The sequence below is a fragment of the Candidatus Culexmicrobium sp. genome, assembly GCF_058356305.1.
This window is the reverse complement of record NZ_JBTVBB010000029.1, coordinates 32,869-45,308: the sequence shown is the minus strand read 5'-3', so window position 1 is coordinate 45,308 and position 12,440 is coordinate 32,869. Positions and strand designations below refer to the sequence as shown.

At 38.3% G+C, this 12,440-nt stretch carries 19 protein-coding genes; 1 reads left to right on the top strand and 18 read right to left on the bottom strand.

Annotated elements, in window-relative coordinates; genetic code table 11:
• Positions 1 to 22: 22 nt before the first annotated feature.
• Positions 23 to 2,062: an STT3 domain-containing protein gene (locus ACW8TM_RS08265; protein WP_491532818.1), complete on the top strand. Its 2,040-nt coding sequence runs from the start codon at positions 23 to 25 to the stop codon at positions 2,060 to 2,062.
• Here ACW8TM_RS08265 and ACW8TM_RS08260 read toward each other — a convergent pair.
• The 18 genes from ACW8TM_RS08260 to ACW8TM_RS08175 form a co-directional block, all read right to left on the bottom strand.
• Positions 2,059 to 2,229, bottom strand: coding sequence for an RNA-protein complex protein Nop10 (locus tag ACW8TM_RS08260; RefSeq protein ID WP_491532817.1), 171 nt, complete (start codon positions 2,227 to 2,229; stop codon positions 2,059 to 2,061). The genes ACW8TM_RS08265 and ACW8TM_RS08260 overlap by 4 nt on opposite strands.
• A 9-nt stretch (positions 2,230 to 2,238) precedes the next feature.
• Positions 2,239 to 3,030 carry a translation initiation factor IF-2 subunit alpha gene (locus ACW8TM_RS08255; protein ID WP_491532816.1) on the bottom strand — a complete coding sequence of 264 codons (792 nt, stop codon included), beginning with the start codon at positions 3,028 to 3,030 and terminating at the stop codon, positions 2,239 to 2,241.
• Between the two features lie 15 nt (positions 3,031 to 3,045).
• Positions 3,046 to 3,249 carry a 30S ribosomal protein S27e gene (locus ACW8TM_RS08250; protein WP_491532873.1) on the bottom strand — a complete coding sequence of 68 codons (204 nt, stop codon included), beginning with the start codon at positions 3,247 to 3,249 and terminating at the stop codon, positions 3,046 to 3,048.
• Positions 3,250 to 3,254: 5 nt separating this feature from the next.
• Positions 3,255 to 3,542 carry a 50S ribosomal protein L44e gene (locus ACW8TM_RS08245; protein WP_491532815.1) on the bottom strand — a complete coding sequence of 96 codons (288 nt, stop codon included), beginning with the start codon at positions 3,540 to 3,542 and terminating at the stop codon, positions 3,255 to 3,257.
• 6 nt (positions 3,543 to 3,548) lie between these two features.
• Positions 3,549 to 4,070, bottom strand: a complete 522-nt coding sequence (locus tag ACW8TM_RS08240) for a DNA replication complex subunit Gins51 (RefSeq protein ID WP_491532814.1) — start codon at positions 4,068 to 4,070, stop codon at positions 3,549 to 3,551.
• A 49-nt stretch (positions 4,071 to 4,119) separates the two neighbouring features.
• Positions 4,120 to 5,355, bottom strand: coding sequence for a DNA primase small subunit domain-containing protein (locus tag ACW8TM_RS08235; protein ID WP_491532813.1), 1,236 nt, complete (start codon positions 5,353 to 5,355; stop codon positions 4,120 to 4,122).
• Positions 5,348 to 6,388 (bottom strand): DNA primase regulatory subunit PriL, encoded by a 1,041-nt coding sequence (locus ACW8TM_RS08230; RefSeq protein WP_491532872.1) that lies wholly within the window; start codon positions 6,386 to 6,388, stop codon positions 5,348 to 5,350. Before ACW8TM_RS08230 ends, ACW8TM_RS08235 begins: the two co-directional genes overlap by 8 nt.
• A gap of 44 nt (positions 6,389 to 6,432) precedes the next feature.
• Positions 6,433 to 7,179, bottom strand: coding sequence for a proliferating cell nuclear antigen (pcna) (gene pcn, locus ACW8TM_RS08225; RefSeq protein WP_491532812.1), 747 nt, complete (start codon positions 7,177 to 7,179; stop codon positions 6,433 to 6,435).
• Between the two features lie 59 nt (positions 7,180 to 7,238).
• Complete coding sequence (locus ACW8TM_RS08220; protein ID WP_491532811.1) at positions 7,239 to 7,451, bottom strand: hypothetical protein; 213 nt, start codon at positions 7,449 to 7,451, stop codon at positions 7,239 to 7,241.
• Entirely contained in the window at positions 7,451 to 7,789 is a 339-nt protein-coding gene (locus ACW8TM_RS08215; RefSeq protein WP_491532810.1) for a transcription factor S, read from the bottom strand. Before ACW8TM_RS08215 ends, ACW8TM_RS08220 begins: the two co-directional genes overlap by 1 nt.
• A 33-nt stretch (positions 7,790 to 7,822) precedes the next feature.
• The gene (locus tag ACW8TM_RS08210) at positions 7,823 to 8,278 is read right to left on the bottom strand and encodes an endonuclease dU (protein ID WP_491532809.1); all 456 of its coding nucleotides are present in this window, start codon (positions 8,276 to 8,278) and stop codon (positions 7,823 to 7,825) included.
• The gene (locus tag ACW8TM_RS08205) at positions 8,275 to 8,667 is read right to left on the bottom strand and encodes a ribonuclease III family protein (RefSeq protein ID WP_491532808.1); all 393 of its coding nucleotides are present in this window, start codon (positions 8,665 to 8,667) and stop codon (positions 8,275 to 8,277) included. Before ACW8TM_RS08205 ends, ACW8TM_RS08210 begins: the two co-directional genes overlap by 4 nt.
• Positions 8,668 to 8,675: 8 nt before the next feature.
• Positions 8,676 to 8,957 (bottom strand): DNA-directed RNA polymerase subunit L, encoded by a 282-nt coding sequence (locus ACW8TM_RS08200; RefSeq protein ID WP_491532807.1) that lies wholly within the window; start codon positions 8,955 to 8,957, stop codon positions 8,676 to 8,678.
• Positions 8,958 to 8,976: 19 nt separating this feature from the next.
• On the bottom strand, positions 8,977 to 9,651 hold the full coding sequence (locus ACW8TM_RS08195; RefSeq protein WP_491532806.1) for a DUF2067 family protein: 675 nt from the start codon (positions 9,649 to 9,651) through the stop codon (positions 8,977 to 8,979).
• On the bottom strand, positions 9,635 to 10,225 hold the full coding sequence (locus ACW8TM_RS08190; RefSeq protein WP_491532805.1) for an exosome complex RNA-binding protein Csl4: 591 nt from the start codon (positions 10,223 to 10,225) through the stop codon (positions 9,635 to 9,637). Before ACW8TM_RS08190 ends, ACW8TM_RS08195 begins: the two co-directional genes overlap by 17 nt.
• A 62-nt stretch (positions 10,226 to 10,287) precedes the next feature.
• The gene (locus ACW8TM_RS08185) at positions 10,288 to 10,917 is read right to left on the bottom strand and encodes an METTL5 family protein (protein WP_491532804.1); all 630 of its coding nucleotides are present in this window, start codon (positions 10,915 to 10,917) and stop codon (positions 10,288 to 10,290) included.
• Positions 10,901 to 11,944 (bottom strand): diphthamide biosynthesis enzyme Dph2, encoded by a 1,044-nt coding sequence (gene dph2, locus ACW8TM_RS08180; protein WP_491532803.1) that lies wholly within the window; start codon positions 11,942 to 11,944, stop codon positions 10,901 to 10,903. The genes ACW8TM_RS08185 and dph2 overlap by 17 nt, the downstream gene beginning before the upstream one ends.
• 58 nt (positions 11,945 to 12,002) lie before the next feature.
• Positions 12,003 to 12,170 carry a ribbon-helix-helix domain-containing protein gene (locus tag ACW8TM_RS08175; RefSeq protein ID WP_491532802.1) on the bottom strand — a complete coding sequence of 56 codons (168 nt, stop codon included), beginning with the start codon at positions 12,168 to 12,170 and terminating at the stop codon, positions 12,003 to 12,005.
• Between the last annotated feature and the right edge of the window lie 270 nt (positions 12,171 to 12,440).

Here is a 12,440-nt window from a genome sequence, read left to right as displayed (position 1 = left end):
TATGTTTAGGGAGGGCAATCTATTGTTAAGGACCTTAAAGTCAAAGCTCTCAACTGAACACATTAAAAATCTGGAAACAATAAGAAAAATTCTAACACTAAGCATAATCATACTAATCTTCACAATTGCCCTTGGAATAAGATTACTCCCATTAAAATGGGGATACTGGCTAAGTGGATATGACCCATACTTCCAATACCGAGTAACAGAATACATTATAAATAATGGATTCCAATCATGGTTTTCATGGTATGACACCTTCAGCTGGCATCCATATGGAAGAAATATACCGAAAACCTCCTATCCAGGCGTACCCTTCACAGGAGCCTTCTTCTACCTACTCACACAAGCCCTAGGAATTGAAGCATCAATAATGCAAGTATGCACCATACTACCAGCACTACTAGGTGCGTTATCAGCAGTTCTAACATATCTAATAGGAAGAGAAATTGGCGGAGAAGGCACAGGCCTATTTTCAGGATTATTCCTAGCTACAATTCCAGCATTCATAAGCAGGACCTCTGCAGGCTTCTATGACACAGAAAGCGTAGGGTTCTTTGCTATGACTCTTTCCCTATACTTCTGGATAATAGCCATGGAGAGTGATTCAATAACAGTTACATCTATATCAGCAGCTTTGTCAGGGGCATCACTAGCATACATGATGATATCATGGGGAGGAGGAATATACCTCTTAAACCTATACGCAATATACGCATTAACAATGATACTCATAGGCAAATATTCAAGGAAACTACTAGTGACATACTCACTAACGATAGGAGTGGGATTAACTCTAGCAGCCCAATTCCAATACTTTGCGAATAAATATCTAATAAGCTTTGGAACAATACTGCCAATGCTAACAATAGTACTACTATCAACTAGAAACATTATAGGAACAAATCTAAATATAAAACTAAAGCTAACAAGTCTAACAGCAATACTCAGCATAGTAGGACTAGGACTCTACACATTCTGGAGTAAAGGCTACCTCAAAGCCCTAACTGGAAGAATATTGTCAGTCGTAATTCCATCAGCAAAAGAAGCACAACCATTAGTTGCATCAGTTGCAGAGCATAGAGCACCCACATGGGCATACATGCTCCTAGACTACCAAATACTAACAATCCTAGCACCCATAGGAATATACTTAGCCTTTAAACGTGGAAAAGAAAACGAAATACTAATAGCTATAGGTGGATTAGCAGCCATATACTTTGCATCGTCCATGATAAGATTAATCATGCTAGCAGCACCACTATTCAGCATATTAGGTGCAATAAGTCTAGTCAACATCCTAAAACCCCACATAGACATAATAACAAGAAAAGAAGCTAGAATAACAAGACGTAGAAAAATGGTGTTTAGAAGAGGAAGAGGAGGAAGTGCATGGATACTGATAATAACAACATTAATTCTAATGATAACAGTTACATCATGGAGAGCAGTAGCATACACGCCTCCAACCATAGTTTCATGCGGAGGAGTACCAGGAGGAACAAAATACCCAGACTGGATTGAAGCACTCCTATGGATGAGAGTAAACCTACCAGACGACGCAGTAGTTGCATCTTGGTGGGACTATGGATACTGGATAACAGCTCTGGGCAATAAAACATCAGTATGCGACAACGCTACACTAAACGGCACACAAATCAAAAGCATAGCAAAGGCCTTCATGTCAAACGAAACAGTAGCACTAGAAATATTCAAAAAGCTAGGGGTAACCCATGTAGTTGTATTTGAAACCTTCGATCCAAACACAGGATTCCTACTCCATGGAAGAGGGTATGGAGACTTCGCAAAATCACACTGGATGATAGCAATAGCAGGCTTCAATGCATCAGACTACATAAAAGTATATCGTGAAAGAGGAATACAGGTTCCAGGCGGACCAAAGGCTCCCAATGCAACCCTATATAGACTACTATTTTGGACAAGAAGAAATATATGGATAACCTTTGGAATAGACATACCGGAGCCAGAAAACTTTGAATTAGTATTCCAATCATCCAATGGATTCGTATTCATATATAAAGTAAAATATCAAGAAGGCTAAGTCTTACCAGCAAGCTTCTTCATCAATCTCCTATACTTAGAGTATCTATCGTCAGGTGAAAACTTAGCTGGATGAGGAATCCTAACACGGCCACCACAATATGGACATTTATCACGTTTAAGGGTATATCTACCACACTTAACGCATTTCCTTAAAAGCCAGGGCAAATTAATCCCTCAAACCCTAGTAAAGCTACCCTTACCACCAAGCTTCTTAATAGTCTCTAATGCAGCTTTCACCATCTTATCCAAAGCAGCTTCAGCAATCTTATAATTCCTAGCCCTTACATCAATCCTATATCTAGGAGCACCAATAGTATATACTCGAAAATTAACCTCAAAATCCCTGCCAGCCTTAACAGCAGATAACAATGCATTCTTAATATCAAGAACACCATTACGCTTAGTAGAGGATAACTGTAAAATCCCACTAATCTTAACTTCAGGAAGCTCAATATAAGCATTAGCCAATTCAGTTAAAACCCTAGCCCAATCCTCAGGGACCCCAGCCCTAGTTAAAGCCTTCTCACCCTCCATAACTGCAGCCTCAAAGCCAGCGAAAATCTCACCATAGAAATCCTCTAAGGGCCAGCCAGCAACCTCATAGGCTTCATCTAAGGTCTTCCCCAAACGTTCAGCAGCCATCTCAAGAAATTTTTCAGCCCTCTGAGCCCTCTTCCACTCTAAAATCTTATCCTTTCGCTCCTTATCACTAACCCTTCTCAAAGAAAGATCAACATGACCTTTACGCTCATTTACACGAATAACCTTTAAAACAACCTTTCTACCTTCCTTAAGAAAATCCCTAATATTATGAACCCAACTAGAGCTAACCTCGCCAATAGGAACATAGCCCTCAATACCACCATACTCATCTAAGAGAACATAGGCGCCCCTATCAAAAACCATAGCAACAGTAGTCATAACAAGCTCTCCAACCTCAGGGAAACGCCTACGCCTCCTAACCATAAAAACACCCCTAAACTACTCTAAAACTCTAACAAGCTTACCCTCAATAATAGCCTTCCCACCAGTAGGTCTAACTAGAACTCTATTACAAACCCTACATCTAACAACTATTGAAGCCCTGTCAAAACTAATTTGCTCATTACCACAATCAGGGCAACTAACAACAATAAATCTACTCTTAGGCTCAGGGACAAGAATCTTCCTCTTCTTAACGCTAATCTTCATCATCGTCTCACCTCAACTAATTCAAGCTTCTTAACTCTGATACCCCTCTTATGATAAGTATACCTGCAAATCTTACAGGTAAGCTTAAGAGTCTGCTTCTTAGTTACCTTGGCAAATCTCTTCTGCTCAGGCTTACGCTTACTACCATAACCCTTCTTCTTAGCAGCGAAACGCCTTTCACCAGCTGCTAGAGCCCTCCTCTTACCAGCCTTATACAAGCTAACCGTATGCTCAGTATGAGCTCTACACTTCGGACAGTATGTACGAATAAGTTTAGGCACCTTCATCCATACTCACCCCAATATCTCAGCCATCTTCCTTCTAACTAAGGCCTCCGCATTTATTAAGGGTATGCTAGCCACATCCTCAGGTTTAAAGGGACCATACGTCTTCAAATCAGCCCCAACAAATGCAGGAACCTCTCGGATAAAACGAACTAATATTTTTTTCGCGAGAATACCCTTCTCTAAACTAGCAAACTTCTCAGCTAATGAAAGAAAATCTTCAACAGCAGCATAAATCTTCTCAAAGGCCTCCAACTCTACATCAAGCAAATTCGCAGGTGGGCTGAAATTACCACTTAAAAGATGCTTTAAAATCTTCCTCAATCTTAAAGACACAATGGTAGCTACAATTTCAGAAGCCAATTTAGCCTCAGTTTCAATTAATTTTGCATCAACATCAGAAGCATTCTCAAGTTTATCCTTAAGACTATGAAGATAAGCTTGAACATTAATATAAAAGTCGTTTGGAAGCTGAGACAAATTAGATTCAGACAATTCAGCCATCAATGCATCTAGAAGAATCCTATACATAACTAATACACCATCAAAACATTAAATAAATCTAAGTTATATTTATTAACTACTCCTCTAGTGGAAGTGAGGCAACCCCCTTACAAAGCAAGTAGACAGCAACTGATAAAGGCAAATCTACAACAACATCTTCAAAAGGACCAAACTCCTCACCGCAAACAACAATTTTCGGCGTCCTAGAAACATATACTCTTAGCACATCTCTTCCAAAAACAAGAGCATCACTCAAAGGATCAAAACGCTCTAATTCAGAGAAAGTTAAAGATGCAACTTTAAATCCAGTCTTACCATGAATACTTCCAGGAAGCCTCATCAAACGTTTAATATCAGTTGTAACACGCTCATCAATAAAACTTCTCTGCAAACCAGCAACATATAGAGCAAGCTTAGACCAAGCTGAAATGGAAACACCTCTAACACTAGGCCATCTAGGCGGACTACTACTTAAATTACTCAAAATAAAATCTCTATTATCATAAATTAACTTTGCAACTCGACTTCTCCCTAAAACACGTTTAAGATCATCAAAAGAAGCCCTACTAATAAAATCATACAGACCCCTAGCCAGCCTCCCCCTCCAACCAGGATCAGCCATATCAGGAAAAGTCTCACCAACAAAAACCCTAGAGAAACCATGAAACCTAGGCAATAAACCTTGAGCACGAATATAATCAGTAATCTCCCTTCTAGCCTCTTGAGACAACTCTAAAACAACTTCACTAAAAACATGAACATGAAAACCCCTATGACCAGAAAAGTTAAAGGACATCTCACTCAAAGACAAACCTAAATCAGACAATAAAAACTCTTCAATCAACTTAATAGTCTCACTTCTAGCAGTCTCCAAACACAATTCACAAAGCCAAGAATCAACCCTCAAACGTTTAGAGCCACATTTAGGGCAATCCTCTGGAGCTATACCCCTACTCGAAAAACCACAATCTAAGCAAATCCACCTATCATGCTCCTCCTTACACTCCGTAGGTATATGATCAGCATCAATATCAAAAACTAAATCCGCAGCATACCAACCCTTACTCTCCATATTCTCAGCATTAGGACTCTCATAATAGGCAGATGAATAATAAGCATGTAAAGGAGTATTTCTCCTCAAAAAGTCATTCAAATCAGAAGCATCCTTGAAGGATAAATGACGAATCATACCCTCCCTATCAAATAATATAAAGCCAAACTCCCGGCTGCCAATATATCTAGGAGGAGAAATAAAATTCCTCTGATAGTAAGAAGAAAAAATACGTCTAAGAAAAGAGGCCTCCCTACTCAATTTTACTCCTACTCTCCTCAGCTCTTCTAACCTTGATCTTATAGTAGGTTAAAGGATGCTTCACCCTATTACATAAAGAATCTCCAGGAATACAAAGCCCAAAAGTCCTCAGAGTACTACAGCTTGGAGGAGAATACTTAATATGTGAACCGCGAAGACCAGCAATATGCTCAACTTGATATCTAGTAACATTCTGGCTAAAATCAGCTGAAGAACTGAACAACTCAACAACTTCATCAACACTCTTACCGACATTCAAGAGAAAAGCAGTTAAAGTAAAACGAGCCATATGTGAAATAGTACCACCCTTAATCAAATCACCTAAAATAGCTTTTATACATGGTGGGAAAGCCTCCTCAACGACAGGTCCAGCATAAGCTTCCTCAGCCCTAATAATCTTCCTATGACTTTCAAACAACCTTTTAATATCATCAATAACATTCATAATCTCCGGAGGAACAGCTATTGGAGGCTTAGGTAAAATTAACTTCTCAACAACTCTAACCCTAACAGCCTCACCAATAAGTCTAGCCAACTCATGCTTCTTAATCCTAACCCAACCCTTAGAAACCAATCTATTAACAAGCTTCCAGCTTGGAGCATGAAAAAGAGGAGCAACCCTAAGATAATCTACAAAGAAAATATTAAACAAGCCAGTGTCAATAAACCTAACCCTCCAACCAAAATTACGCTCACATATGTAGGCAATCTTCAATTCATCATCCAATCGAAGCTCCTCATAAATCCTCTTAGCCTCAGCAACAGCATATCTCCTAGAAAGAGCAGGCTCACCAATAATAGTCAAAATAGCCATAGCAGTAGGATAAGATAAAATTTCAACCTCAACATCAGATAAATCAGTCTTAATTCTACCAAGCTCAACAGCACTCTTAATTCTCTCAACTGCTCTATCTAAAATTAAACGGAAACCAGGTTCAACTAAATCACCTAAAGTCAAGTCAGCCCGCTTAATATACTCTGCAGCCTCAACTGTAAAGGGATACTTAGCTAAATCCTCTTTACTTAAAATCACCCTCAATCAATCAACCTCTTATAAAAATGAAATAGAAAATGATGTCACGCCTCCATCCTCGGTGCCAAATAATATGTAATTCTACCCTCACCTGGAAGCTCAAAGTCCAATCTCAACGGCATGTCAGATGAAAAATGTACTACGGCAACCTCAGCAGTTGCAACAGCCTTCATCATATCTGATAAATAGCTTAAACTATAAGTACTACGAGAAGGCTCCTTAACTTCCAATTCAATTAATGAACCCATCTCCTCATTCAATTTAACTTCAACCTCACCTCTATCACCAGACGCTGCTAAGATTAATTCACCAGGATTAGCCATAAACCGCACATAGTCACTAATAATACTTGCATCCTTAATAGCATCCCTCATAGCATCAGCCAAAACCCTAGCCTTAACGTTAAACTCTAATGAAGGAGAGGGAAGCTCCTCACTTGCAATATCAATCAATGGCATCTTGAAAGTCCTTAAAGCCTTACCTAGAAATCTAATAGTCAATCTACCAGGCTCACTTAACTCTAACTCAAGCCTATCCCTCGCAGAAGCCCTCTTAAGCAATCGATTAAATTCATCTAAATTAACACCAATCACAATTTTCTCACTACACTGAAACTCATCGAAGGTCGGCGGCGGTAAAAGCAATTCCACCATTGCAACATGCGATGGATCCATAGCTCTAAGGCTAAGCCCATCAGGAGAAACAACAAAGTTTGCCTCATCAATCAACTCTGAAATAGCAGTTATAATACCCCTCCAAAGCTTCGCACTTGTAACAACTATCCTAAACATAGTTCTCCCTCCAATCTTACTATAAAAACTATAACATTAATAAATAATTAGTATCCCATTTATTCGCCAACAGAATTTTTAAACTCCTCAAAAATTTCACTAGACAATTTAACAGCATTCTCAAGCATACGTCTAAGCTTAACAGCATAAGTCCTAGCATTCATATAATATGGAACTCGATTTTCAACGTTAACTGAAACTTTCAAAGCCTTATTTAAGAGAAGATTTAAAGCTTCAATCTTATCCAAAAGAGTATACTCAACATTCTTCACTAATCATACTCCCTCCAGGTATAACCACACCTAGTACACCTAAAGAAACGTGTTGGACTTTCATCTGCACGTCTAGTCTGAAGCATCCACCAATAAGCCTCCATATGCCCACACTTAGGACACTCAATTCTAATAGTAGGCAGAACTTTAGGAAGCTTACTCTCATCAACAACAACCATAGTCTTATCAGGAGAATGCTTAATTTCACTCACAAATCTATAGGATGAATCCATTCCACCAAATGGCTTAGAAAAACCACAACTAGAACAATAAAGCATAATGCCAGTCTCCTCTCTCCTAGGTTTCATCATACTTCCACATTTAGGACAAAACTCCATTTCACTCGCCTCAACTACCACTCAATAAGCCAGCTAACTACACGACAAAGCATCTAATAGACTTAACGCTAAAAGCCTAGCAACACGAAGAGGTTCAGGCAATAAATTAAAGGTTGAAATATCCAATAAACCCATCACTCTACTAAGAGACACACCTCTAAAATTAACATATAAATTGAACTTAGAGAGAAAAATTGAATCTGAACAATTTTTTTCAAAAACAACTATAACAGGCTTACCAAAACATTTATAGAGAAAATCTAAATCTAAACCTCCACGCCAACTAGAACCATCAAACAAAATATAGTTAACCTGCTGAAAATGAGTTGAAGATTTCAATAAATTAACAGCTCTCAAAGTTAAATCACTCCCCCCTGAAACCATAGACAAAACACCATCCAAAAACAATCCACCCCTAAAAACAACACATAAAAGCAAGGGATCATAAAAAGTGAAGCCTGCAATACGAGACTCCAACTTAACACTCAATAAAAAACCTCCAAAACATACCTTAGCAACTCAGTAAAAGCATTAACTGCAGCTTCTAACTCTCCACGTCTACTAATATCATTAGAAAACCTTAATTTAGATGCCAAAAAATCAATAGCCTCTTCAACACCTAGAAAGCCATTAACCCAAGCATATGCAATCAAAGCCTCAGCAGCATTACTTCTCACATGAACATTACTACGTAGAGGAAGCTTATTTCTCAATCCAACCCTATGCAAAGCCTCCGATAAAACTCTATTAGAAACACGCTCACCATAAAAGCCACCTAAAACCCTAGACTTAGCAGCAGAATATATGAAATTTACTAGGCTATCACCAAGCTTAGCTAAATCACGATTTAAAAGTATTCTAGAAAGCTTATCCTCCATGGACTCACCTAAGATTTAAGAATCTTAGAAAACAATTCACTAAACTCTAAAGCCTTCTCCCTTAAACGCTTAGAAGCCTCAACAATAGCATCAACAGGGCTTTTACTACCATCGGTTTGAACATAAATTCTAGGCTTACCAACCAAGGGATGATCAATATGATAAGAGGCAAACACAATAGACTTGTCATTAAACAACTCCTTACACAATGCATTACATAAAGTATGATCCTCACCCTCAATCTCCATCTCAATTGAATTATCAGTCAACCTTAAAATCTTTACCTTCAACTCATATCCCCCAAGACAACTAAAAATCTTCATTTAAAGAAATAAAGTTAGCGGAAGAAAAATCATCAATCTCAAGCTTCCTCAAGGCTGGAAGAAGCTTTCTTAAAGCATCCTTCCACTCCCTCAATAAGACCAGTCTACCCTCCTCATCTCTAGATATAAATTCAAGCTCCCTTGCAACTTCAACAACACTCCATAAATCAACACCAGTAACACTTGAAGCTAAAACTAAGAGACGCTTAACACTACTAGACCTAGTCTCAAATCTAAGATCAGAATAAGCAGAACTCATCAACCTCAAAACATCATAGATAACATTTTCAGAAGCGTCAGTCTCAATTGAATTCTTAACAATCCTACACTTAAACCCCTTGAGCCTTAAAGCCTCAGCCAACAAGTCCAAGGAAATAGCCATACCAGCCATCTTAGAAATTTCTCTAACAGAAAAAACATTGAAGCCACCAGTACCAGCCCTAGATTTGCGCTTAACAGAAAGAGTCAACTCCCTAATAACCTCAGAGGCATGCTTAACATCATCATGAGAACCCCTAACAACTATCTTAATAAAACCAGACCTAGAGGAAATACTGAAATCAACAAAACTAAGCCTACTACACAATAATTCAAGTAACCTTAAAAGATCCTCCTCACATGAAACACTAATCTTAAAAACTCTTTCAACTGCTCTCCTCATAGCTCCACTCCCCATATAGAGAAGCAATCTTTCTAGACTCATAGGCACGACAAAGACTACAGAAAAGCCTGCCCCTCCTCTTAATTAAAGGTGAAAGACAACGTGAACACTTAGCAAAAATAACTCCAAAACCAGGATCCTTAATGGACAATTGATATGGACTCCACGAATTCAAGACCTTAGCTCTAACCACATCACCAACCCTTAAAACCTCAAACATACTACTAAACGACTTATCATTTGAAACTTGAGATAAATGTAGAAAACCAGTAATATAAGAGGAAGGCTTAACCCTATCCTCTATAAACTCAATCCTAATAATAGCAATCTCATCCTTAACGTCATGAACTATACCAATAACAGCATCACCTTCTTCAGGAAGAGGAATCATATCCCTCCTAAAAGCGGAAACATAAATAACCCGCTCTTCAAAGTTAAAACCAACAACTCCAAACTTAGCAGCATAAATATTGCCATCCTCCTCATATGTACCTCTACCTGGAATAAACTCCTCAATTACACCTAAAAACTCCCCTGGAAAAACTACTTTGCCAATCAATTTACTGCGCACCATGATTTCCCCACCACACTACATTATAAAACTCTCACCGATATATGTTATAGGAAATTAATATTTCAATCAACCACTATTCTATATAAATCAACCCTAACCACATGTCTCCGCTTATAGTGAAAGTCAAATAAACATGGAATTTCAAGCATTAAGGGAACAACATCTACAATCACTCCCCCCAAATCATCAACAAACTCAAATATAAACCTTCTATTACTCTCCCCTGACTTATGCAAAGAATAAATTATAGGGGCAGATTTAACTGCAGTTTCCAAAAAAACTCTATCAGCCCTCCTCCTCTGAACACCGAAGGGAGGATTCTGAATGACAACATCACCACGAATATTAAAATCACCAATACGAGCATAAATAAAATCAACAATATCACCAACATTCAATTTCTTAGCATTAGCTAAAGCAACCCTCAAAGCAGTTAAGTCAACATCCACACCCACAACATATCTAGCACCTAAAAGAGCCGCACCAATACCCAGTCTACCAGTACCACAGCCAAAATCCAAAATTCTCTTACCCCTAACATCACCATACTCCTTATCAATAATCCATAAAATCCTGGCAGCAACACTAGCAGGAATAGTATACTGCTCAAGTGTTGGAGAAGGACTAGGATGAGCAGAAACCTCCTCCAAAAGCATTTCAAGATGTCTCAAACGACTAACCAGAACCCTCACAACCCTCACCATAAAACAAAGGTAAAAAGGAAGTATAATCCCCCTTAGAAACACCTAAAGCAATCTTCAATTCCCCAACAGTTAGGATAGGCTTCCTAAACCTATGCGCATCATCAATAACAATTCTAGGACAAGCAACTACAACAAAGACATCAACCCTATCAATAAAGGGATAAAAAGCCTCAGGAACAATCTCTCTCCCAGCAAAGAGATAACACTTTCTACCACAGCTTAAAATTAAATCCCTAACCTTCAAAGCAACATCAACTCTAGCTTGACCAGGCTTAACACCAACAACAACACCAAAAACACTGGCATCCCTAGCCTTCACAATACTATTCCAACGCAAACTTAAAACACGTTTAACGAGCTTAGAAATATCCCTGGCCTCACCTCTGTAGGGATCAGCCACAATTACGGGCTTACCAGTAGACAAAGCAACACCTAAAGCATGAAAATCACCGCCAGCAACAACTAGAAAAACATCAACATCATCAGCAATAGAAAGAGCAGAACAAACATCACAACCTAAAATTTGTCCATCAAAGGAAATTCTACCACACCTATCTCCAACAACAACCTTAAAACCATTCTCCTCAAGCAAACTACAAACCTCACCCAGCCTATGAACATGCTGAACAATAGACAAAACACCTACAACCCTATACTCTCCAAGCAAGTTAATGGCAGAACGAACAGCCTTCTCCACAGGCAAATTACTAAACACAGGAATATAGAGGACATTAACCTCAGTATTTCCAGTTATAAAGGGAGTATGACCAAAATGAACAATCAAATCAATATTTAATCTTCTCCCTTCATCTAGAGCCACATCACAACCACCATAGCAAGAGTCAATAAGAACAAAAAAATTAACATCATCAACTTTAGATCTAAGCTTATCAACTAAATCTAAAGAAAAACTCTTTAAACCATCAGGAAACTGCAATAAAACTCTTCTAGCCCCTAAACGCTTAATCTCCCTTAAAATTCTATCAACCTCAAAGTCATACATAACTATACCCAAAAGAAAATCCACAAACTAATAATTTAGTTTATTTCAAAAAGAAAAGGAAGTTTATGAATCAACCGTACACTTTAAGCGCTGACCTAGCACTAACAAACTCCTTCCTTATCAAATCTCTGACAGCTACTCTTATCACCTCCGCCCTTGAAGAATAGCGGCCGGTTTTGACAAGAATGTCAATTTCATTAAGAATAGCTTCAGGAACTCTTGCTACTATTACTTTCACCCACCTCTCCCCCATCAATATATACTATCAAACGACACACTTAGATGCTGGTATTAAACAGGTAATACCCAGAGAATACAAATACCAATAAAAAATACAAAATGGAAAAAAGGGGAAAAAGAAAACAAAAGAAAAAGAAAAGAGAAAAAGAAAAATAAAGAGAAGGAAAATATGAAATACGTGGTAAAAAGAGAAGAAAACTTTAAAAAAGGGGGAAAAAGGCAGAAAAGCTGAGAAAACCTGCACAGGAAAATTTAATTTATTAGAGTG